17 protein-coding genes are annotated in these 15899 nt (G+C 69.5%); 10 read left to right on the top strand and 7 right to left on the bottom strand.

All coding sequences use genetic code 11. The annotated features are described in order from the left end of the window. Window positions 1-112: 112 nt before the first annotated feature. Complete coding sequence (locus ACWGI8_RS23365; protein ID WP_453663611.1) at window positions 113-1111, bottom strand: anion permease; 999 nt, start codon at window positions 1109-1111, stop codon at window positions 113-115. Between the two features lie 6 nt (window positions 1112-1117). After that, entirely contained in the window at window positions 1118-1738 is a 621-nt protein-coding gene (locus ACWGI8_RS23370) for a DUF47 domain-containing protein (protein ID WP_027731940.1), read from the bottom strand. 193 nt (window positions 1739-1931) lie between these two features. Here ACWGI8_RS23370 and ACWGI8_RS23375 point away from each other — a divergent pair, with 193 nt between their 5' ends. Further along, window positions 1932-2276, top strand: coding sequence for a metal-sensitive transcriptional regulator (locus tag ACWGI8_RS23375; RefSeq protein ID WP_453663613.1), 345 nt, complete (start codon window positions 1932-1934; stop codon window positions 2274-2276). 24 nt (window positions 2277-2300) lie between these two features. On the opposite strand, the gene ACWGI8_RS23380 is transcribed toward ACWGI8_RS23375, so the two are convergent. Next, on the bottom strand, window positions 2301-2471 hold the full coding sequence (locus ACWGI8_RS23380) for a hypothetical protein (RefSeq protein WP_453663615.1): 171 nt from the start codon (window positions 2469-2471) through the stop codon (window positions 2301-2303). 168 nt (window positions 2472-2639) lie between these two features. Beyond that, complete coding sequence (locus ACWGI8_RS23385; protein ID WP_453663616.1) at window positions 2640-3467, bottom strand: hypothetical protein; 828 nt, start codon at window positions 3465-3467, stop codon at window positions 2640-2642. 61 nt (window positions 3468-3528) lie between these two features. Here ACWGI8_RS23385 and ACWGI8_RS23390 point away from each other — a divergent pair, with 61 nt between their 5' ends. Beyond that, complete coding sequence (locus tag ACWGI8_RS23390; protein WP_453663617.1) at window positions 3529-3702, top strand: hypothetical protein; 174 nt, start codon at window positions 3529-3531, stop codon at window positions 3700-3702. Between the two features lie 97 nt (window positions 3703-3799). Here ACWGI8_RS23390 and ACWGI8_RS23395 read toward each other — a convergent pair whose 3' ends face one another. Together ACWGI8_RS23395 and ACWGI8_RS23400 are read right to left on the bottom strand one after the other, a co-directional pair. Further along, a complete protein-coding gene (locus ACWGI8_RS23395) occupies window positions 3800-4516 on the bottom strand; it encodes a phosphatase PAP2 family protein (RefSeq protein ID WP_453663618.1) in 717 nt (238 codons plus the stop codon). A gap of 264 nt (window positions 4517-4780) precedes the next feature. Continuing rightward, window positions 4781-5791 (bottom strand): C40 family peptidase, encoded by a 1011-nt coding sequence (locus ACWGI8_RS23400; protein ID WP_453663630.1) that lies wholly within the window; start codon window positions 5789-5791, stop codon window positions 4781-4783. A gap of 497 nt (window positions 5792-6288) precedes the next feature. On the opposite strand from ACWGI8_RS23400, the gene ACWGI8_RS23405 reads away from it, so the two are divergent. The 8 genes from ACWGI8_RS23405 (at window position 6289) to ACWGI8_RS23440 (ending at window position 15230) form a co-directional block, all read left to right on the top strand. After that, window positions 6289-7080, top strand: coding sequence for a thioesterase family protein (locus ACWGI8_RS23405; protein ID WP_453663619.1), 792 nt, complete (start codon window positions 6289-6291; stop codon window positions 7078-7080). Between the two features lie 340 nt (window positions 7081-7420). Further along, window positions 7421-7561 carry a hypothetical protein gene (locus ACWGI8_RS23410; protein ID WP_453663620.1) on the top strand — a complete coding sequence of 47 codons (141 nt, stop codon included), beginning with the start codon at window positions 7421-7423 and terminating at the stop codon, window positions 7559-7561. A gap of 364 nt (window positions 7562-7925) precedes the next feature. Continuing rightward, window positions 7926-8234 carry a hypothetical protein gene (locus ACWGI8_RS23415; RefSeq protein WP_017945892.1) on the top strand — a complete coding sequence of 103 codons (309 nt, stop codon included), beginning with the start codon at window positions 7926-7928 and terminating at the stop codon, window positions 8232-8234. A 192-nt stretch (window positions 8235-8426) separates the two neighbouring features. Beyond that, the gene (locus tag ACWGI8_RS23420) at window positions 8427-9260 is read left to right on the top strand and encodes a hypothetical protein (RefSeq protein ID WP_453663621.1); all 834 of its coding nucleotides are present in this window, start codon (window positions 8427-8429) and stop codon (window positions 9258-9260) included. Beyond that, complete coding sequence (locus ACWGI8_RS23425) at window positions 9250-10602, top strand: hypothetical protein (RefSeq protein ID WP_453663622.1); 1353 nt, start codon at window positions 9250-9252, stop codon at window positions 10600-10602. The genes ACWGI8_RS23420 and ACWGI8_RS23425 overlap by 11 nt, the downstream gene beginning before the upstream one ends. Then, window positions 10599-12152: an SCO6880 family protein gene (locus ACWGI8_RS23430; RefSeq protein WP_453663623.1), complete on the top strand. Its 1554-nt coding sequence runs from the start codon at window positions 10599-10601 to the stop codon at window positions 12150-12152. The genes ACWGI8_RS23425 and ACWGI8_RS23430 overlap by 4 nt, the downstream gene beginning before the upstream one ends. A 44-nt stretch (window positions 12153-12196) precedes the next feature. Beyond that, window positions 12197-13606, top strand: coding sequence for an ATP-binding protein (locus tag ACWGI8_RS23435; protein WP_453663625.1), 1410 nt, complete (start codon window positions 12197-12199; stop codon window positions 13604-13606). Between the two features lies 1 nt (window position 13607). Then, entirely contained in the window at window positions 13608-15230 is a 1623-nt protein-coding gene (locus ACWGI8_RS23440) for a type IV secretory system conjugative DNA transfer family protein (protein ID WP_453663626.1), read from the top strand. Here ACWGI8_RS23440 and ACWGI8_RS23445 read toward each other — a convergent pair. Then, complete coding sequence (locus tag ACWGI8_RS23445; protein WP_453663628.1) at window positions 15220-15801, bottom strand: GNAT family N-acetyltransferase; 582 nt, start codon at window positions 15799-15801, stop codon at window positions 15220-15222. The two genes, ACWGI8_RS23440 and ACWGI8_RS23445, sit on opposite strands and share 11 nt — an antisense overlap. Between the last annotated feature and the right edge of the window lie 98 nt (window positions 15802-15899).

A 15899-nucleotide genomic window follows, 5' to 3' on the forward strand; every position in this document is an offset into this window, starting at 1 on the left:
GCCAGATTCACGATCCAGAAGCTGAACGCCGCCACCAACGCCGCCGCCGGCATCGCGATACCGCATCCCCCGGGGGACGACCCCCGAACCCCCAGCCGGGCCCGGACCAGCCTCAGCCGAACGCCAGATTCACGATCCAGAAGCTGAACGCCGCCACCAACGCCGCCGCCGGCATCGTGATGAACCAGCCCATGACGATGTTCTTGGCGACACCCCACCGCACGGCGTTCACCCGCTTCGTCGCCCCGACACCCATGATCGCCGACGTGATCACATGCGTCGTCGAGATCGGCGCGTGGAACAGGAACGCCGAGCCGAACATGATGGACGCCCCCGTCGTCTCCGCCGCGAAACCCTGCGGCGGGTCCAGCTCGATGATCTTCCGGCCCAGCGTCCGCATGATGCGCCAGCCACCCGCGTACGTTCCGAGCGACAGCATCACCGCACAGACGATCTTCACCCACACCGGGATCGGGTCGCCGTAGTCCTCGACATCGGCGATGACCAGGGCCATCACCACGATGCCCATGGTCTTCTGCGCGTCCTGAAGACCATGGCCGAGCGCCATTCCCGCCGCCGACACGGTCTGCGCTATACGGAAGCCGCGCTTCGCCTTGGCCGGATTGGACTTCCGGAACATCCACATGATCCCGCACATCACCAGATAGCCGACACCCAGGCCGACGATCGGCGAAACGAACATCGGGATGACGACCTTGTCGAGCACCCCGCCCCAGATGACCTCGGTCCCGCCCGCCAGCGCCGCGCCCACCATGCCACCGAACAGCGCATGCGAGGACGACGACGGCAGACCGAAGTACCAGGTGACCAGGTTCCAGATGATCGCGCCGACGAGCGCCGCGAAGAGAATGCCCATGCCGCGATCGCCCTTGGGCGTCTCGATCAGGCCCTCACTCACGGTCTTGGCGACCCCGCTGCCCATGAAGGCACCGGCGAGGTTCATCACCGCGGCCATCGCCAGGGCGGCCCGCGGGGTCAGCGCCCGGGTGGACACCGAGGTGGCGATCGCGTTGGCGGAGTCGTGGAAGCCGTTGGTGTACGTGAAGAAGAGCGCGACCCCGATGGTCACGACCAGCGCAAAGGTGTCCACGAAGCCTCAGGACTCCTTGACCGCGATGGTCTCCACGGTATTGGCCACGTGCTCGAACGCGTCGGCGGCTTCCTCCAGCACATCCACGATCTGCTTGAGCTTGAGCACCTCGATGGCGTCGTACTTGCCGTTGAAGAGGTGCGCGAGGAGCTTGCGGTGGATCTGGTCCGCCTGGTTCTCCAGCCGGTTGACCTCGATCCAGTACTCGGTGAGGTTGTCCATCGTCCGCAGATGCGGCATGGCCTCCGCGGTCAGCTCCGCCGCCCGCGCCAGCACCTCGATCTGCTGCTCGACGCCCTTGGGCAGTTCCTCGATGTTGTAGAGGACGACCAGGTCGACGGCCTCCTCCATGAAGTCCATGATGTCGTCGAGGGACGACGCGAGGGAGTAGATGTCCTCGCGGTCGAAGGGCGTGATGAACGAGGAGTTCAACTGGTGGAAGATCGCGTGGGTAGCGTCGTCCCCGGCGTGCTCCGCTGCCCGCATCCGTTCGGCGATCTCGGCCCGGGCAGGACCGTCCGCCCCGAGCAGTTCCATCAGGAGTTTCGAGCCCGTGACGATGTTGTCCGCGGACGCGGCAAACATGTCGTAGAAGCTCGTCTCCCTGGGGGTCAGACGAAATCGCACGTGGGGTCCTCGGGGTGCTGGGTTTGGGTCAGGCTGATGCTAGGCGCATCATCCAGCCACGGCTAACCGGCGTCCATTCAGTGTCGCCCATCGAACAGAGCGATCAACACGGGGCCCTGCCCGAACCGTCAAGGATCGGTACCATATACCCACGAGGGGTATATCGGGTACAGGTGTACAACGGGAGGACGCGATGACGACCACGGACACGGCCGGCCTTCCGGTCACGGACGACAACCCCGGCCACGACCAGGGGGTGCACGGCTACCACAAGCAGAAGGACGAGCACCTCAAGCGGCTGCGCCGGATCGAGGGCCAGATCCGCGGTCTGCAGCGCATGGTCGACGAGGACACGTACTGCATCGACATACTCACGCAGGTCTCCGCCTCCACCAAGGCGCTGCAGTCCTTCGCACTGCAGCTGCTGGAGGAGCATTTGCGCCACTGCGTCGCCGACGCCGCGGTCAAAGGTGGTGACGAGATCGACGCCAAGGTCGAGGAGGCGACGAAGGCGATCGCGCGCATGCTGCGCACGTGAGCGCCGATGCGACGCCCGTAAGCGTCAATGGATGTCGAGTGTGGTCACAGCATTCACGTTGAGCACCTCGTCGATACGGTCCGGGCTGAGCCGCTCTCCGTCCGCGGCAGACGCCGCGATCATCAACTCACCGCACAGCTCGATCTCGGCGAGGGCCACGTGGTCCTGGACTGTCGCTGTACTGGGCGGTGCCACGTGCTTTCACCTCTTCCGGCCGGTGTCGGCTTCCTAGCGTAGGGAGCGGGACACACACCGCGCATGGCACGTCCGGACCATTTACCGACAGTGCGTTGCCTATACGTAGGCCCTTAGCCCATGGCCCTGAGCCCTGAGCCCTGAGCCCTGAGCCAACGGTCTCGAGCCCTACACGCGGATCTTGCCGGCGTAGATGGCGCCGCGGGCCGGGAGCCGTACGACGACGGGGGCGCCGAACTCGTACAGCAGCGTCGTGGACGCGACCGCGACCGTACGGCCCCGGTTCTCGAAGCTGAACTGATGGCGCACCTTGCGCAGCCGGCCCTCGTCGTCGAGATACGCATCGAACGGAACGGTGTCCTCGGCGAACCCCTTCGCCGCGGCGACGAGCGCTCCGCGGGCCAGCGGTGACGCGGCCCTCGCGGCATGCGCGATATCGGTGGTGCCGCGGTAGTGGGCGACCCGTACCCCGGCGAGCTCCTCATGGCCGACGAACGTCGCGCTCCGCACCCCGCGGAGCAGCTCGGCCGCGGCCGCGGGATCGGTCGCGCCACCGGTGACCAGATTTCCGTCCTCCAGGGTCGTCGTATCGACCCTGACCCACTTGTCGGGGGGTACGCCGGCTCCGCGGTCCTTCATGTACAGCGCGCCGGGGGCCAGCAGTTCGGTGATCGGCCGGTGCCCGCTGCTGCCCGCGGGGTCCTTCGGCAGGACGACGCGCAGTCGGCCCATGGCCCGGCGGAAGTCGTATCCGCCCTCACCGCGGATGGTGACGCGGGTGCCGCCCGCGGCCATCTCCATCGCGGTGCGCGCCTTCGACGTACCGGCTCCGGCCAGCACATCCGCGGCCTTCCGTACGGTGGCGACGGGATTCGCGGCGGGCCGCGCGTCGGCCACTGCGTCCCCGCCCCCGGAACACCCCGCGGTCGCGGCCACGCCCGCCACGGCGGCGACGGCACACACGCCGCGCCTGAGCCTGTGCTGTTGCACCACCATCGCCCGCGAACCCCCAACACGTCTCGCCGCTGCATCGCATAACGACCGGTACCGTTGAAGGGTGCGCTTCTCCGCTCACCACACGACGACCATCGAACGCGGGTCCTTCGCCCTGGCGCACTGCACCTGCGGTTGGGCGGGCCCGGCACGCCGTTCCCGGGACCGCGCACGCGCGGACGCCGAATCCCATGAGTGCCCCGAGCACCACGAGTCGGCGACGCACGGCGAGGACTGAGGCTGAGGGGCGAGCAGCAGGCTGAGGGGCGAGGAGCGGGCTGAGGGGCGAGGAGCGGGCTGAGGCTTACGGACAGTCCGAGCCTCCGGGAGGGGTACTAGGCCGCGAGGTCGTTCTGTCCGGGCGCCATGCCCGGCCGCGGCTCCGGAATGTCCAGCGTCTCGTGCTGCCGCTCCCGCGCCACAGCCCGGCGCGACCGCACGAGCCGGCCCGCCCGCCCGGAGCGGGCGACCGCCGACATCAGCGGGGTGAGCAGCGCCAGCGCGAGCGGCGCGAGCAGCAGCGCCACGGCCGTACCGAGCGCGAAACCGCCGAGGACGTCGGTCGGGTAGTGCACGCCCATGTAGACCCGGCAGAAACCCTCCGCCAGCGCGAGCCCGATCGCGGCGAGCCCGAAACCGCGGTGGGCGACGAAGAGGCCGACCCCGATGGCCATCGCCATCGTCGCGTGGTCGCTGACGAAGGAGAAGTCTGTCTTCCCGGCGACCAGGACCTCGAGCGTCTGGTGATCCACGAACGGCCGCGGCCGCTCCACGAACCCGCGGATCGGAATGTTGACGAGCAGTGCGAGACCGGCAGCCAGCGGCGCCCAGACCAGCGCGGCGACCGCCCCGACCGAGTCCTCCACCGTGCCGCGCCGGCGCACACTCCACCAGCACCAGAGCACGACGAGGACGAGCGCGAGCAGGATTCCGTACTCGCCGACGAACTCCATGACACGGTCGAACCACGTCGGTGCCGACCGGGCCAGCCCGTTGATGTCGTAGAGCAGGCTGACATCGGGATTCGCCCCGTCCAGTGCGAGTCCAGCCATCCGGTGCGGCCCCTTGCCTCGTGTCGCCTGCGTCGTTCTGTGCGCCGCGGCACACACTCCCGTGTGCGTGCCGCTCCCGAACCCCCGTGGTCGGTGCCGTGTGTACGTACTGCTCCGGTCCAGGGAACGACCCGCTCCACGCGTCCGTTCCACTCTCCACGGAACGATCACCATGACGTTATCGAAGAGTGACACATCGTCGCAGCTCAGGGCCGTGGCTTAACGGAGAGTTCCGGCCAAGGCCGACACTTCGTCAACCCCGCGTCAGGCTGAGGGCGGAGGCGTCGGCAGTGCCGCGGCGCCGTCCTTGGTGACCCGTGTCGCCCCGAAGTAGTCGGGAGTGTCGATCTTGTCGAAGCGGATGACCGCCCCGGTGTACGGCGCGTTGATCATGTATCCGCCACCGACGTACAGCCCCACGTGCCGGATTGCCCGCGAATTGGTCAGGTCGTCCGAGAAGAAGACCAGATCGCCCGGCAGCAGCTCGTCGCGCGAGGGATGCGGCCCGGCGTTGTACTGGTCGTTCGCCACCCGCGGAAGCTCGATCCCGACGGTCCGGTACGCGGCCTGCGTCAGCCCCGAACAGTCGAACCGCCCGCCCTGCTCCGGCGTCCCGTTCCCGCCCCACAGATACTCCGTACCGAGCCTCTGCTGCGCGAAGTAGATCGCCCCGGCCGCCTGCCGCGACGGCGCCACCCGCCCGACCGGCCGGGCGAAGCTCTTCTCCAGCGTCCGGATCACCTTCACGTAGTTCCGCGTCTCCTTGTACGGCGGCACACCGCCGTACTTGATGACCGCGTACGCCCCCGCGTTGTACGCCGCGAGCATGTTGTCCGTCACGTCGCCGGGCGCCTTCTTCACATACCCGGCCAGCTCGCAGTCGTACGAAGCGGCCGACGGAATCGCATCGGCGGGGTCCCACACATCACGGTCCCCGTCACCGTCCCCGTCGACCCCGTGCGTGGCCCAAGTCCCCGGGATGAACTGCGCGATCCCCTGTGCCTCGGCCGGGCTCTGCGCCCGCGGATTCCAGCCGCTCTCCTGGTACAGCTGCGCGGCGAGCAGCGCGGGGTTGATGGCCGGGCAGAGATTGCCCCACTTCTGCACCAGCGGCTGGTACAACGCCGGCACGGCCCCCTTGGCCAGCGCGACGGCCCCCTTGCCGGCCCCGCCGCCGAGCCCCGCGGCGGCGGAGTACGTCCCGACGACGAGCAGACCGACGAAGCTCAGACACAGCCCGATCGAGGCACCCGCGACCAGCCACGCCTTACGCACCGTCAACCACCCTCCGCCGTACGGCAGTCCACCGTCCGTAAGTGTAGGTGGGAGGGCCGGGGATCAGGAGGCGGTCGAAGGGGGCGGTAGCGGATTGTTCGCAGGAGCCTGGGCTCCCCCGCCCGTCAACTCGCCTTGCCCGAGAACCCGTAGACAGTGAGGGACGGCAGGGCCGACGAGGCACGGCAAGGGACGGCAAAGGCCGACGAGGGACGGCGAGGCTCTTCCCGGACCGGGAGCTCTTCCCGGACCGGGAGCTCTTCCCGGACCGGGAGCTCTTCCCGGACCGGGGGCTCTTCCCGGACCGGGGGATGACCTCGACGGCCGGTGCGGCACCCCGGGGATCGGCGAGCCCGTCGTCCGGGCAGATCGCCGGCCGATCACGGTACGTCACGGCACAGAAACTCGGAATTCCCTCGGCCCAGCCCCTGGCCCGGCTCGATTACCCATGGGTAGCGTGTGCCGTACACCTATCGGAAGCGGAGAGGCGGCCCGTCGTGGCAGAACCCGAGGCGTTCTTCGAGCGGATCTCCGAGAACCGCTTCGTGTCGACCGAGCACACCCGCGGCCCCTGGGACGCGGGCTCCCAGCATGCCGGGCCGCCCGCCGCGCTGCTGGGACGGGCGCTGGAGGAACGGCCGGGGGCGCGGGACGACATGCGGATCGCGCGGGTCACGTACGAGATCGTCCGCCCGGTGCCGATACGGCCGCTCGAGGTGACCACGACCGTGCTGCGGACCGGGCGGAGCGTGGAGCTCGTCGAGGCCGCCCTCGCGCCCGAGGGCGAGGCGCCGGTGATGCTCGCCAGGGCACTTCGTATCCGTACGCTCGAGGAGCCCGGACCGGCCGTCGCGGCCGGGCCGCAGGTGCCCTCGCCGGGAGAGACCGCCGAGACCCCCTTCTTCGCGGTGCCGTGGGAAGTGGGCTACCACACCTCCATGGACACCCGGTTCACCGAAGGGACCTTCCAGGAGCAGGGGCCCGGAACGTGCTGGATGCGGATGAGGATGCCGCTCGTCGCCGGCGAGGAGACACGGCCCCTGGACCGCGTCCTGGTCGCCGCCGACTCCGGCAACGGCATCAGCAACGTCCTCGACTTCAGGCGCCACGTCTTCATCAACGCGGACCTGACGGTCCATCTGCACCGCCACCCGGTCGGCGAATGGGTGTGCGTCGAGGCCCGTACGAGCGTGGACGCGGCAGGTATCGGCCTGGCGGACGCACAGCTCCACGACGAGAAGGGCCCGATCGGGCGCAGCGCGCAGAGCCTTTTCATCGCGCCTCGCTGAACCCTGCCCCGGACCACGGGCGGCCGTCCCGCGGGACGTATCGACGTCAGCTTCAACGCCATCGGGATCGGTCACGTTCAGGGGACACCCCGCCAACTCGCCGGAGAGCTCGGACCGCGCCGAGCGCCATGACCGCGACCGCCGCCGACATCAGCCGCAGCCCGGTCGTCGACGGGCCGACCGACGGCCGACCGACGGCCGGCTGACGAGCCAACTGACGAGCCGACAGCCCCGCGTAAGTGGTATGGACCAGCTGCCGCTACTCTGTGTCACGCAGCCAGGAAGGCTGAGGTCAACCCCACCGATGACCACGGTGGGGCGAGCAGCTCAGGAGCATCAAGTGGAGAACGTGCAGAACGTGGGGGACAGGGCGGCGTCACGTCGCGGCGGCGATGCCGGGGGAACGCTCGCCGCGGTGACGGTCATTGCGCTCATCGCTGTGGCCGTGGCCCTGCTCGGCTACATGGTCACCAACCGCTGACCATGTGACGAACCCTCATGCAGGGCGGCGCCGGACTCCGGCGCCGCCCTGCGCGCATGTGAGCTCGCGTCACAGCTCCCGCTCCCGCTCCCCTTGCGGCTCCTGTTTCAGCCCCTGGGTGCCACAACGACAGTCATTGCCCGGAGTCACGCTCCGTGATACACAGAGTGACGATACGTATCCTCACGCAAGAACCCGGCCGCGCCGCCCCAGGTCAGCGCGGCTGGATCGGTCATACGTGCGGGGATCGGGTAAAGAGAGCCGCCAAGTCGGCGCACTCGGACGGTTTCATCAGCGAAGATAGAGCGATGGCCTGTGCCGTGGGGCAGGGGCAGACAACTACCCAACAGGGGCGGTGAGTTATATGTACCTGGCGGCCGAAAAGGGCGACATCACCACCATCATCGGCGGAATCGCCCCGAACTGGGGGCCTTTCGGGAGCCTCGGGAACGAGGCCCGCGTGATGATCGAGGTCGTGATGGCCGTTGCCATCCTGCTCTGCCTGGGCATCGCGATCTGGGGAGCGGCGAAACAGCGCATCGGCGCGACGGCCCTCCGGGACACCTTCAGCGCGGAACAGGGCAAGGGCCTGATCGTCGCCGGGCTGACCGGCGTCTTCATCATCGGGTCGCTGGGGACCCTGTTCACCATCGTGTACGGGATGGCTGTCTGACCGGCCGTCACCCCACCGCGCCCGTTTCCATCCGTCTCTCCACCCGCCTCCGACACCATCCGTCCGTCGCGCCCTAGGCAGAGGTTGCGTCTCCCTGATGTCGAGTCATCACACCCCACCCGCGCGGAAACCAGCACGGCTACCGTCGTACTCAGATGCGACATCGCACACGGCTGAGGGGGCGTACACGGCATGAGCCACGACGACGAGACCGACGGCTTCGGCAGCGGCGTCGGCGGTACGGGCCAGACCCGCACCCGCCTCCCCGACGCCGGCGCCGGCGACATCTACGGCGGCGCCCGCCGCCCGGCCCGCAACAACTCACGCTCCCTCGTCACGGTGGTGGGCGTGGTGGTCCTCCTCATCGCGGCCATCGCCTTCGCGAACCGCGGCGACGGAGCGGACTCCCCGAAAACCACCGAGCAGGCGAAGCGCACGGCCCCGACGGCGGCGACGGGGGTGCGGCCGGTGACGGGGAAGGACGGGGAGATTCCGGCGGGGTATGCGCGGGATGAGCAGGGGGCGCAGAGTGCGGCGGCGAACTTTGCGGTTGCGCTCGTTTCCGCCGACATCCTCAAGCCCGCCCGACGCGGCGAGATCGTGCGCCAACTGTTTGTCGCCGACAAGGTAAGCGAGCTCGAGGCCAGCTTTGACAAGGCCTACAGCAAGAAGTTCCTGGACAAGGTCGGGCTCGACGTCAACGGGAATGCAGCCGAGGGGCTGACCTACGTCTCCCGTACCGCTCCCGTGGGCACCAAGATCACGCAGTTTGCAGACAGCTCCGCGACTGTGGAGGTCTGGTGCACAGGTGTGTTCGGGACTGCAGGCGTCGGATCCACCAACCCGGTGACCAACGACTGGTTCACGATGACGCTGAAACTGCGGTGGGCTGGCGAGGACTGGAAGGTCGAGAGCTTCTCCCAGAAGGAAGGCCCCGCCCCGATGAACGCGGACCGCACAGCCTCCAATGCCGACGAGATCGCCAAGGCTGTCGAGGAGTACGGAGGGTTCACCTATGCCCGGTAGCCCGCGTCGCGCGCTTCCCTTCACAGCTGCGCTGGCGGGCGCTCAGGCAGCGGCCGTGTTGCTGGCGACGCGCGCCCACGCAGCGCCTACTCCGACGCCGTCCCCGTCCAATAAGGACAACTGCGACCTCATCGTCGGCCCCGCACGCGACTACTGCGAAAACGGCGACGGCGCCGCCCGCCGCGCCCCCTCCCTCGACGACCCCACCACCACCCTCGACCCCCTCTCCTCCCTCGCCCGCGGCTGCGCCGACGCCGCCGCCTGGGTCGTCGACACCCTCTCCAAGGCCGTCAAGTCCACCGCCGAGGTGGACTTCACGAACACCACCTTCCTCGGCCAGTACGCCGTCGTCTTCGCCGCCGCCACCTTTCTCACCCTCCTCCTCTGGCTCCTCGCCGTCGCCAAGCGCGCCATCCGCGGCGTCCCGCTCGCCACCGCCATGTCCGAGGCGATCGGGTTCCTCTGGCTCACCGTCCTGGCGTCCGCCTTCACGCCGCTGATCCTCTACACCCTCGTCTCCGCGACCGACGCGATCACCGATGTGATCGCGCAGAGCACCGGCGGCCAGACAGACGTCTTCTTCGGCAGCTTCAGAGAGGCGCTCAAGAAGGGCGACGACATCGGCGGCGGGCCGATCATGCTGATCGTCGTGTCGCTCGTGACGGTCCTCGCCGCCGGCATCCTCTACCTGGAGCTGTTCATCCGGGCCGTTCTGCTCTACGTGGGCGCGCTGCTCGGTGTCGTCGTGTACTCGGGGCTCGTCGACAAGAACATGTGGGGGCACGTACGCCGCTGGGCCGGGATCATGATCGCGGTGATCCTGGTCAAGCCGGTCATCGTCATCGTGCTCGGCCTGGCCGGGGCGCTGTCCGCGGACGACGGGCCGGACTCGTTCTCCGCGGTCGTCACCGGACTCGCCATCATCCTGCTCGCGATCTTCGCCTCCGCCATGATCTACCGTTTCGTTCCCGGCTTCGGCGACGAGATTGCCGCATCCCGCAACAACCGCATCCAGAACAGCGCAGAGAACAAGGCCGCCGCCGTCATCAGTTCGCCCGCCGCCCTCGTCTCACAGGGCATCAAGACCCACAGCGGCCGCAGCGACCAGCAGGGCGGGTCCGGAGGCGGCGGCCACTCCGCCAATCCCGTCTCCGGCGGTGTCGCCGCACACAGCTCACGTGGAGGCGGGGGCGGAGGCGGCACGACCGGAGGCGGCGGAGCTGTCCCCGCCACCGCGCCTCCCCCCCGTAGCAGCAGCCCCAGCACCCCGCACAGCCACCGCAAGAACTCCGGCAGCAGCGCCGGCACAGGCACAGGAAACACAGGAGGTGGAGGGCGTTGACGACGCAGTCCCAACCCATCACGCCCCGCCGTACGTACCTCATCGGCCGCGCCCGGCCGAACGCGATCGTCGGCAAGAACCGCGAGACCGGCGAGATCGCCCTGATCATCGCCGGCGCGTTCCTCGGCATGATGAGCGGACTGCTGGTCCCCGTCCTGTCCCTGCGGATCGTGCTGCTCATGGGCTTCCCCCTGCTCGCCCTCGCGGCCGTGTACGTCCCGTACAAGCAGCGCACCTTCTACCGCTGGTTCGAGATCAACCGCAGCTACAAGCGCACCCTCCGCCGCGGCACCGTCTACCGCTCCTCCGCCATGGAGGCCGGCACCCGCGTCGACGGGCGCGAGGTCGAGGTCGGCCCACCGCCCGGCATCGGCCGGATCAACTGGCTCGCCGCCCCCTTCGGACCCGACGAGATCGCCGTACTGCTGCACGCGGACCGCCGTACCGTCACCGCCGCCATCGAGATCGAGGGCCCCGGCGTCGGCCTGCGCGACAGCGAGGACCAGGAAGCCCTGGTGGACCGTTTCGGCACGCTGCTCAAGCATGTCGCCAACGGAGACGGCTTCGTGACCCGCCTTCAGATGCTGGCACGCACCCTCCCCGCCGACCCCGACGCACACGCGAAGGACGTCGCCCAGCGCGGGGACGCCCACGCCCCCACCTGGCTCCAGCAGTCGTACGACCAGCTCCAGTCAATGGTGTCCACCTCCAGTGAGCAGCACCGCGCCTACCTCGTCGCCTGCATGCACTACTCCCGCGAACTGGCCGCCGAGGCACACGCCATGGCCCGTGCGGCCGGCCAGACGACCGGCACGAAGAGGCTCGACAAGGACGCCGGCCTCGCCGTCGTCATGGCCCGCGAGCTCACCGACATCTGCGCCCGCCTCGCCGAGGCGGACATCCGCGTACGCCAGCCCCTCGGCCAGGGCCGCCTCGCCTCCCTCGTGCACTCCATGTACGACCCGGACCACCCCATCGACCACATCCAGGCGATGACGAAACGAAACGCTTGGCCCGCCGAACTGGACGCGATGGAGCCGACGTACCTCAAGGCCAAGACCCGCGAGTCGTCCACCCGCGCCCCCTGGTGCCACGCCACCGCCTGGGTGAAGGAGTGGCCGATGACCCCCGTCGGGGTCAACTTCCTCGCCCCGCTGCTCGTCCACACCCCGGACGTGATCCGTACGGTCGCGGTCTGCATGGACCTGGAGCCCACCGAGGTCGCCATCGAGCGGATGCTGACCGAGAAGACGAACGACGAGGCGGAGGCGAGCCGCGCCGCCAAGATGAACCGTACGGTCGACCCGCGCGACATCGCCGCGCACGGGCGGCTCGACCAGCGGGGTGAAGATCTCGCAAGTGGCGCGGCAGGCGTCAATCTTGTCGGGTACATCACTGTGTCGTCGCGTACGCCCGAGGCCCTGGCCAGGGACAAGCGCACGATCAGAGCCTCGGCGGGCAAGTCGTATCTGAAGCTGGAGTGGTGCGACCGCGAGCACCACCGGGCCTTTGTGAACACGCTGCCGTTCGCGACCGGCATCCGCCGCTAGCGCGCTGATACGCGCTGATACGCGCTGATAGGGGCCTTGATCCGATGCGAGATCCGCTGTCCGTCCTCACCGAGTCCTTCACGTCCTTCCTCTTCGGCAAGGTCGAGACGACCCGCCTGCCCGTGCGTACGTCCACGGGCCAGGCCCAGGCCGTCTATCTGCCGACCGCCGCGCCAGGGCTCGGCGACTCGGGCGTGGTCATCGGCCGCGAGGTCTACAGCGGAAAGGGCTATATCTACGACCCCTTCCAGCTGTACGGGCAACAGCTGCCGGCCCCGCACTGGCTGGTCCTCGGCGAATCCGGCAACGGCAAGTCTGCGCTGGAGAAGACGTACGTACTGCGGCAGCTGCGCTTCCGCGACCGGCAGGTCGTCGTCCTCGACGCCCAGGGCGAGGACGGCGTCGGCGAGTGGAACCTCATCGCCGAGGAGCTGGGAATAACACCCATCCGCCTCGACCCGATGGCCGCGCTCGACGGCGGCATCCGGCTCAACCCGCTCGACCCTTCCATCACCACCACGGGCCAGCTCGCGCTGCTCCGCACCATCATCGAGGTCGCGATGGGGCACGGGCTCGACGAGCGCTCGGGCTTCGCCCTCAAGGTCGCGCACGCCTACGTCAACGAGACCGTCACCGACAGACAACCCGTCCTGACCGACATCGTCGAACAACTCCGCCACCCCGAAGCCGAGTCGGCGGAAGCGATGAACGTCGCCATAGACGACGTACGGGCCTGGGGTCTGGACGTCGCCCTGGTCCTGGACCGGCTGGTCGACGGTGACCTGCGAGGCATGTTCGACGGTCCGACGACCGTCGGCATCGACCTCGACGCGCCGCTGATCGTCTTCGACCTTTCGCACATCGACCGGAACTCGATCGCCATGCCCATCCTGATGGCCATCGTGGGTGTGTGGCTGGAGCACACCTGGATCCGGCCGGACCGGAAGAAGCGCATCTTCCTCGTCGAGGAGGCCTGGCACATCATCAACAGCCCGTTCGTGGCGCAGCTCTTCCAGCGTCTGCTGAAGTTCGGCCGCCGGCTCGGTCTGTCCTTCGTCGCGGTCGTCCACCACCTGAGCGATGTGGTCGACGGGGCGGCGGCGCGGGAAGCCGCCGCGATCCTCAAGATGGCGTCCACGCGGACCATCTACGCCCAGAAGGCGGACGAGGCACGGGCGACGGGCCGGGTACTGGGCCTGCCCCGGTGGGCCGTCGAGATCATCCCGACACTGACTCCCGGCATCGCGGTGTGGGACGTCAACGGCAACGTCCAGGTCGTCAAACACCTGGTGACGGAGGCGGAACGGCCCCTGGTCTACACGGACCGGGCGATGACGGAGTCCTCCGCGCTGCCCGACGACGTACGAGCCGCGGAACGGGAGGCGGAGCAGCGCGCGGCCCTCATCGAGCAGCAACAGCTGAACCCCCGGTCCTCCGAGTCGACGGTGGCCTGACATGCCGCACGACGCACACGAGGGACGGAGCGCCGAGGAGCGGGGCATCCCGGACGGCCTGCTGGTGGGCGTCCTGGGCTTCCTCCTCGGCCTGACCGTCCTGGTCTGGACGGCCACGGGCCTGGCGGGCCTCTTCGCCCGGGGCTCCTGGCCCGACGGCGTGACCTTCACGAACACCCCGTTCGCGATGCGCAGCCTCGTCTCCGAGCCGCACGACCTCCCCGCCGCCTGGCCCGGCACACCGGCGGCCCAGCTCTCCGGCTACGGCCTCTTCTGGGGCCTCCTCATCGGCCAGTTGATGATCCTGGTCGTCCTGACGGTCTTCGCTCTCGGCACCCTGGCCCGCTGGCGCGCGGTCCGGGCCTCACGGGAAACCCCGGGCACGTCGCCTGCCAAGGCCCACCCGGGGCCGGGACACCCCATCGGTGTGGAATCGACCACGACAGCGGCGGGCGCGGGCCTCGACCCGCGTACGCAGTCGAGTACACCGTCGGCCACCGCGGCGGGCGCGGCATCGGACACAGGCCACAGCACAGGTCACAGCACAGGTCACAGCACGGGTACGTCCGTGCTCTCCGCGCCGGCCGTCGAGGCGGCGGCACCGACGGCACCGACGGCCGACGCCGTACACACCGCCCCCGGGGTGCCCGGCGTCCCCGCATCGCACCACCCCGTGGAGCACACCGTCCCCGCGCCCCGCCGTCCCCGCCTTCTCTACGGAGACCCGTCCGCCCGCCGGCCCTCCACCCTCCAGGCGATCCGGGACGCCGAGGGCCCCGCGCTCGTCGTCACGTCCGATCCCACCGTGTGGGCGGTGACCAAGGACGCCCGGGCCAAGCTCGGCCCGGTCCTCGTCTACGACCCGGGCCACCTCTGCGAGACCCCCGCCCGCCTCCACTGGTCGCCCACCACCGGCTGCGAAGACCCCGTCACCGCCGCGACCCGCGCCACCGCACTCTTCGCCCCCGTACGCCCGCACTCCCGCCTCGACGCTGCCGTCGCCGACACCGCCGAAATGCTCCTGCGCTGCTGGCTGCACGCCGCCGCTGTGGACGGACGCCCGTTCAAACAGGTCCACCGCTGGGCCCTCGGGAACGGCGCCCACGAGCCCGTACGAATCCTCCGCACTCACCCCAAGGCCGCCTCCGGCCTCGCTGGACTCCTCGAGTCCGCCCTCACCGCCCACGTCGAACGCCGCGAGATCGCACAGGAACTGACGGCCCGTACGCTCACTTCCCTCTCCTCGATCCACATCCGCGAGGCCTGCACTCCCAACCGTGCGGATTCGCTCGCCTTGGAATCATTCGTGGACGAGGGGGGCACCCTTTATGTGGTGGGTGAACCGATCGAGGATCCCCGCACCCGCCCCGGTGCGATGCCTCTGCTGACCGCCCTCACCTCAAGCGTGGTCGAGCACGGCCGCCGCATGGCCGCACGGTCATCCGACGGTCGGCTCGACCCACCACTGACGCTCGTCCTCGACGACGTCGCGGCGGTGGCACCGCTTCCTGGGCTTCCGGAGCTGCTGGCAACCGGTCAGGACCAGGGCCTGTCACCCCTGGTCCTGCTCCGCTCCCAGGAGCAGGCCCGCGCCCGCTGGCCGGAAGAAACCCTCACCCCGTGACGGGCCTCATCAGCTCGTACTCCAGGTCCCGCGCCGGCTCTTCCCCCGACTCCGCGCCGGACTCCCCGCCCGGCACCGCGATCGTCGCCCCGGTCGGCACGAACCCGAACCGCCGGTAGAACGCGGCAGCTCGCGGGTTCCGTTCGTCGACGTACAACCGCACCCGCTGGATCGGCGCCCCGCCAAGGCCCCACGACCACGCCACGCCTGCCCGGAACAGTGCGTCCGCAAGGCCGGCTCCGCGCGCCTCGGGGCGTACGAACACCCCCACCACATGCGTCTGGTCCACCCGCGCGGGCTCCCCGAACCGGATGTCCCCGCCCGGCCGCTCCACCAGGACCGTGATCGTCCCCGACCAGGTCCCGTCCGGCGCCTCGGCGACGAACTGGTGCACCTCGTCCCCGGTGGCCCGGGCCGTACGCTCCTGCCAGAAGGAGTCGGGCCGGGCCGCGGCGTCCTCGTACGTCTCCAGGAAGGCGACGGGCGCGGCGGGGTCCCGCAGGGCCGCGAGCCTGATCTCGCGGCACTTCTCCCACTCGTCGGCCCGTACGGGTCGCATCACGTGTTCCATGTCCCGATCCTGGCGACCGCCCCGCCGCCTGGCAACGCGATATCGCCCGGGTCGGGCTGAACGCAAAAATGCCTCAACCCCCGGACATGGTCCGGGGG

Source organism: Streptomyces sp. NPDC054841, from assembly GCF_053611045.1.

Excerpts from the sequence above, each read along its gene's own strand:
- ACWGI8_RS23375 (WP_453663613.1), top strand. The coding sequence starts at position 1,932 with ATGACGACCACGGACACGGCCGGCCTTCCGGTCACGGACGACAACCCC.
- ACWGI8_RS23395 (WP_453663618.1), bottom strand. The coding sequence starts at position 4,516 with ATGGCTGGACTCGCACTGGACGGGGCGAATCCCGATGTCAGCCTGCTC.
- ACWGI8_RS23440 (WP_453663626.1), top strand. The coding sequence starts at position 13,608 with ATGCCGCACGACGCACACGAGGGACGGAGCGCCGAGGAGCGGGGCATC.
- ACWGI8_RS23435 (WP_453663625.1), top strand. The coding sequence starts at position 12,197 with ATGCGAGATCCGCTGTCCGTCCTCACCGAGTCCTTCACGTCCTTCCTC.
- ACWGI8_RS23420 (WP_453663621.1), top strand. The coding sequence starts at position 8,427 with ATGAGCCACGACGACGAGACCGACGGCTTCGGCAGCGGCGTCGGCGGT.
- ACWGI8_RS23385 (WP_453663616.1), bottom strand. The coding sequence starts at position 3,467 with ATGGTGGTGCAACAGCACAGGCTCAGGCGCGGCGTGTGTGCCGTCGCC.
- ACWGI8_RS23445 (WP_453663628.1), bottom strand. The coding sequence starts at position 15,801 with ATGGAACACGTGATGCGACCCGTACGGGCCGACGAGTGGGAGAAGTGC.
- ACWGI8_RS23415 (WP_017945892.1), top strand. The coding sequence starts at position 7,926 with ATGTACCTGGCGGCCGAAAAGGGCGACATCACCACCATCATCGGCGGA.
- ACWGI8_RS23425 (WP_453663622.1), top strand. The coding sequence starts at position 9,250 with ATGCCCGGTAGCCCGCGTCGCGCGCTTCCCTTCACAGCTGCGCTGGCG.